The sequence below is a fragment of the Exiguobacterium sp. SH5S13 genome (genome assembly GCF_004337085.1).
GTDB classification, from domain to species: Bacteria; Bacillota; Bacilli; order Exiguobacteriales; family Exiguobacteriaceae; genus Exiguobacterium; species Exiguobacterium aurantiacum_A.
In genome coordinates, this window is sequence record NZ_SJUS01000048.1 from 1 (window position 1) to 4,893 (window position 4,893).

Annotated in this window: 5 protein-coding genes; 2 read left to right on the forward strand and 3 right to left on the reverse strand. The window is 43.6% G+C overall.

Annotation, left to right across the window (positions count from 1 at the left end):
- The first annotated feature begins 294 nt into the window (after window positions 1–294).
- Both EVJ30_RS14770 and EVJ30_RS14775 read left to right on the forward strand, forming a co-directional pair.
- A complete protein-coding gene (locus tag EVJ30_RS14770; protein ID WP_131459091.1) occupies window positions 295–1,206 on the forward strand; it encodes an STM4504/CBY_0614 family protein in 912 nt (303 codons plus the stop codon).
- 926 nt (window positions 1,207–2,132) lie between these two features.
- Entirely contained in the window at window positions 2,133–2,831 is a 699-nt protein-coding gene (locus EVJ30_RS14775) for a coiled-coil domain-containing protein (protein ID WP_131459090.1), read from the forward strand.
- A gap of 80 nt (window positions 2,832–2,911) precedes the next feature.
- Here EVJ30_RS14775 and EVJ30_RS14780 read toward each other — a convergent pair whose 3' ends face one another.
- Genes EVJ30_RS14780 through EVJ30_RS14790 form a run of 3 tightly spaced genes read right to left on the reverse strand, consistent with a single transcriptional unit; the run spans window position 2,912 to window position 4,594 of the window.
- Window positions 2,912–3,526: a PIN domain-containing protein gene (locus EVJ30_RS14780; protein ID WP_131459089.1), complete on the reverse strand. Its 615-nt coding sequence runs from the start codon at window positions 3,524–3,526 to the stop codon at window positions 2,912–2,914.
- Window positions 3,519–4,262 (reverse strand): ImmA/IrrE family metallo-endopeptidase, encoded by a 744-nt coding sequence (locus EVJ30_RS14785; RefSeq protein WP_236636111.1) that lies wholly within the window; start codon window positions 4,260–4,262, stop codon window positions 3,519–3,521. Before EVJ30_RS14785 ends, EVJ30_RS14780 begins: the two co-directional genes overlap by 8 nt.
- A complete protein-coding gene (locus EVJ30_RS14790; protein ID WP_131459087.1) occupies window positions 4,262–4,594 on the reverse strand; it encodes a helix-turn-helix domain-containing protein in 333 nt (110 codons plus the stop codon). Before EVJ30_RS14790 ends, EVJ30_RS14785 begins: the two co-directional genes overlap by 1 nt.
- Window positions 4,595–4,893 lie beyond the last annotated feature (299 nt).

Below are 4,893 nucleotides of genomic sequence, written 5' to 3' on the forward strand. Positions count from 1 at the left end.
TACAATAGTGAACGCAAGCAATGGAACCTAAAAAAAATGACTCCGGAGCAATACCGGAGCCATCTGATCGCCGCATAAAAGACGACGCACTTTTTATTAAACTGTCCGAAAAACAGGGCTCAGTTCAATTTTGGGGCTCTTTTTTTATCTGAGTCTATTGTCGTATACTGGAAACAGAGAATGTAACGATTGCTTTCGCCATTTTGTAATCACCTTCAGAAATTATTAGAGCATCCTTCTATATACTAGAAAACTCACTATGAACTATGAAAAATAAATAATGGAGGAACAGGCATGCTCTTTTCAAAGCGAAACAACCAAAAAGAAATTGAGATATTTCCTTATGACAATACTCTACCCGACCGTCTTCGAAAGCAAATCTATCATTTATTGGTGGAGGTTTATCAGATTAATTCAGGGCATGGTTATACAACATCTTCCAACGCATTGTACCTTTTGAACCAACGTGAGCTATTCTCGGACGTTCGACAACACATTTGTGCTGAACATGGCCTTCTTGATTTTTCCGATGCTCCCGGTTACGGAAGTGATCCCAGTAATTCTATTCAATCTTGTTTAAAATTTTTAATAAATTGTAGTGAAGGTGACTGGGTAATCGATATGATCGAGCTACTCTTTAAATTCGCTGTTGATTACCGTTTATCTGGACACGAAACAATTGAGACCCTAAATATGAGATTCAGGGAGAACGGAGTCGGACTAGAATTTGTAGAGGACCAATTCATCAAAATTGACTCTACCCTACTCCATATTGAGGCAATTAAGCCAGCACTCCTGCTCATGCATAACGCTCAATTCGCAGGACCTTTAGATGAGTATTTAGAGGCGCATGGACAATACCGTGACGGTGACAATAAAGCCGCCATCACTTCCGCCGCCAAAGCGTTCGAGAGCACGATGAAAACCATTTGCCAAGCCAATGGATGGCCGACAGGAAAAGGGACGGCCGCCGCACTCATTCAGGCACTCTTCGACAATCAGTTCCTTCCAAGCTATTATCAAACCCAGCTTACCTCACTTCGGGCGACGCTGGATGGATTGCCGACAGTCAGAAACAATAACACAGGACATGGTCAGGGCGCGACGATTGTCAATACTCCGGATTATCTGACCCAATACGCTCTCAATCTAGCTGGGGCTAACATAACCTTTTTAATTAATATATATAACGAGTCTCAAAAATAGACTAATTATCTCAAGTGCGAATCAATTATATGTCGACCCTATCAATCAGAACTCAAAATGGGTTATTCGTCGTGAAAGCATGTTTACACGCTCGAAATTTATGGTAGTTTTTTTACAACTCATCACTCTATTAGTCGCATTTCAAGTTTTTCAAGTGAAACTATTAAGTGGCTTACTAAAGCATAGGAATTGAAAACTTTATTGCTTCAAAACACAAAAAGTCACAAGACCTAGACACGGTCTTGTGACGCCTATTATCGATCGATAGGTGATTTAGCCTTTGAGGAACTGCCTCCTCGAGAACGTGAGACGGCGCTCTTGTCGCGGTTAAATGCTGATCTGGAATTCGTTTCGTTTTATACGAGTACGGACAAGCTAACATTCCTCGGCGTGTTGATGCAGCGTTCGTTCAGTTTTGGAAGCATCGGACATAACCAAATCTCATTGAACCCCTACAGCGATACACTAAAAGAACTCTTGGAAGAGTCCCGATTGTTGGAAGGGTCCTTGATGAGAACGTCGAAACCTTCATAACCTCAATCCTATAACGCTTAGACTCACCAAATACGCATCCTGATCCATACGTACTTTTTTGTATACAAAACATCTGTCATGTAATCAACGTTATAAAAATGATGGGAATCCTTCACCATGTATACAAAGTTTACAAGAACAGTGTTGTTTCTTGACAATCGATTTGACTCTAACTGAAGAATATAAAAAGAGAGTGTATACATTTCGACGTCGAAACGGAATTGGCTTGTTAGCAACACCTCATCTTGTGTTTGCGTACCAAATACGCGAAAATGGAAGTGAGATGAGCGCGATTTATATGCGTTTAAATGAGAAATCTATTAAATGGTAAAGTGGTGAATGCTGTGCAGTCCAATGAAACTAAAGTGACCTCTTTTCGAGTCTCACAAGAGGTGAAAGAACATATCCAGCGGTTGTCGGAACAGCGGCAGCTGTCGACGAATCAATTATTTGAAGAGCTGATCACCTTAGCCGATAAGCAAGCGCCAGATCCGTTGATTGGTGAGGAGAATAATGCTCTCGAAGCGGCCTTGAATCAAGTGAAGGCGCTTTTCAATGAACGTGCGACGCGTCTTGAGCTACAAACAAAGGAACACGAACGAATCCATTCCCGTTATCAAAAGACAGTTCATGAGCTTGAACAAAGCATCATCATAGAATCGGAACAGCTTAAAGAGGACTATGAACGTCAAGTCGCGGCCCACAATCAGGAATTACTTCCCCTTCAACATCAGGTCGAACTTCTGTTTGCCGAGAAACAGAATGCTCAAAACGTCCTCGAGACCGAACGTGCCTCTTTCAAAGAAGAACTAAAAACACAGAAGAAGTTAGTCTTTAACTTAGAGGAAGAAGTTAAGAAGCTCGAGCAAGAGCGCAGCCAGCTCAATCGTCAAAACAAAAATCTGATGGACTCGCTTGACGAGTTGAAGGCACGGACGAGACGAAGCGACCAACTTGAAGAGGAGAATCAAAAACTTCACTTGGAAGTGCAGCTCCTCCGTCGTGAAAAAGAGGCGTTCGAGAACCGGTTACAGGAACAGATCGAGCTCGCGGTCCTACGTGAGCGAAACAAGCTATCGGATAGTAACTAATATGAAAAAAGTACCCAAGACTCGTCATACTTCGACGCAGATTGGGTACTTTTCGGTCTTGATGATAAAACATCGTATGTTTATGTATCATCCATGTGCTGATCAAGCACATTTAAATCATGGGGACGAATCGTCTTGAAAAACTTTCGAATCTGACTCCTCTTCACGACCTCATATCGCTTCAAATGTATACAGAAGTCTAGGAGGGTATGCTGACGAATGAGTGTTTCCTGTTCCTCTTGGTTTACGATGTACAGTTCAGCGTCTGTGATGACTTCTCGAATGTCTGCGTCATCGCTACATATCAATCCAGCGCTGATCAATCTCGCGGCAGCAAGACTATGAATCTCACCTAAGTCGCTCGTATGTTTGAGTGGCCGTCCTTCTCTGATTTTCTTTTCGTCCAGTTGTTGAAACGCAAGGCGAACTTCTGTCAGATAAACGAGATAGAGGTCATAGAGTTCATCTGTCGCAATCGTTGTTTCCGATTCAGGATCGAACAGCACCCACTTCCCGTCGTTGATGAACGCGTCGACCCTATCTCTTACCGAAAATGTCTTCAGTTCATTCAACACCTCCACATGGATAAGGACTTGTCCATACAGGCTGTTGATCCAATCGAAGACATCGGCTTGTCGAAAACTTGCCGCGTGAATGATGATGTTCGCATCGATGAACACCGGTTCCTTAATCATAGGTCACGTCCTCTTGTAGACGACTGATTTCATCTTCCTGTAACGTTTTAGCCAGATCCGGTCGATAGACGGAGAGTTTGTTGGCAGCGTTCAACCGTGTCAACCGTTCTTCTTCCACTGCCTTGACGACCCCTTGTTCATAGGCTACAAATGACTCGAAGCGTTGGGCTTGATCCAATGGACTCGGGGCAATCCCGAGACGGTTCCGTTCCTCGCGCCAATCGGCTTCCTGTTCACTCAATTCAGAGAATCGATAATTGAGTTCTCGGAGTCGTCGGACGACCGAGACATATGGGACTTGGGCCATATCTGCCAAATAGATGATGGCGGACTTCGTATCATAGCTATCCTTCAGTTTCTCCCACACTTCTTTAGTCGTACCCTTCGGCAACATGATCGCAGCTGCGAAACGGTCAGCCGCCCGCTCGTGATCGAATCCATCGACTTGCCATTCGCTCGCTTCAGACAAGTGCCATAGTTCATGGGCCGCGGTAAAGTAGCGCATGCGCAGCGGTTGGTAAGAGTTCAATGCGATGAACTCTTCTCCAGACATATGCTTGATCGCAACACCATAATACAAGTCGTCCTCGACATATTGAAAGATGAGGTTTGCGCGTTTAGCCAATACCTGTTCGATATAAGCGCCAATGAAGACCTGGCTATCAATAACTTGCTCTAAAAAGTCGGCTGCAAACGCTTCTGCCGTGTCTTCCGCAAATTTTGTAGTTGGCTTCATCATAAATCACCCTTGAGACCGACGTAATCCTCTATCGCAAATTTCAGACGCTCAAGCTCCATTTTGGACCGTCGATTTGAGAGTGTCCCGCGCAACTCGACCGTCATGCGCTCTTCTCTCATTGAATCATCAGTTGTCAATTCGTTGACCGATACACCTAATGCCTTCGCGATCACAACGATACGTTGTGGTTGGATGACACGGCTCTCATTTAACATATGACCGACCAATGCCTTACTGACCCCGATTTCTTGGGCCAACCATTGTTGCGACTTTTGATTACCCTGTAGCCATGTTTTTATATTGTTCACGATGATTGTATTTGAGTTCATGATGACACCTTCCTTCAATCTAATTATACCTTTTTCGAGTTATGACTACAAATTTATATTTTAATTTTGTAGTCATAACGTGGAATCAGGTCATCTTCATCGTCTATTAATGAAATCATTTTCCCATTCTACTTTTCGAAACGATGACGCAATGGGAATCACCTCAAGCGTCTGTAGACGTCAAGTTGATTTTGACACTTTTTGCTCGTTTGCCTTTTACACTTCTGCCGAAAACAATGATTTCCGGTTCCTCATCCGATGACTGTCGTCATCACTATGTATGATTTCGACGCGATGGA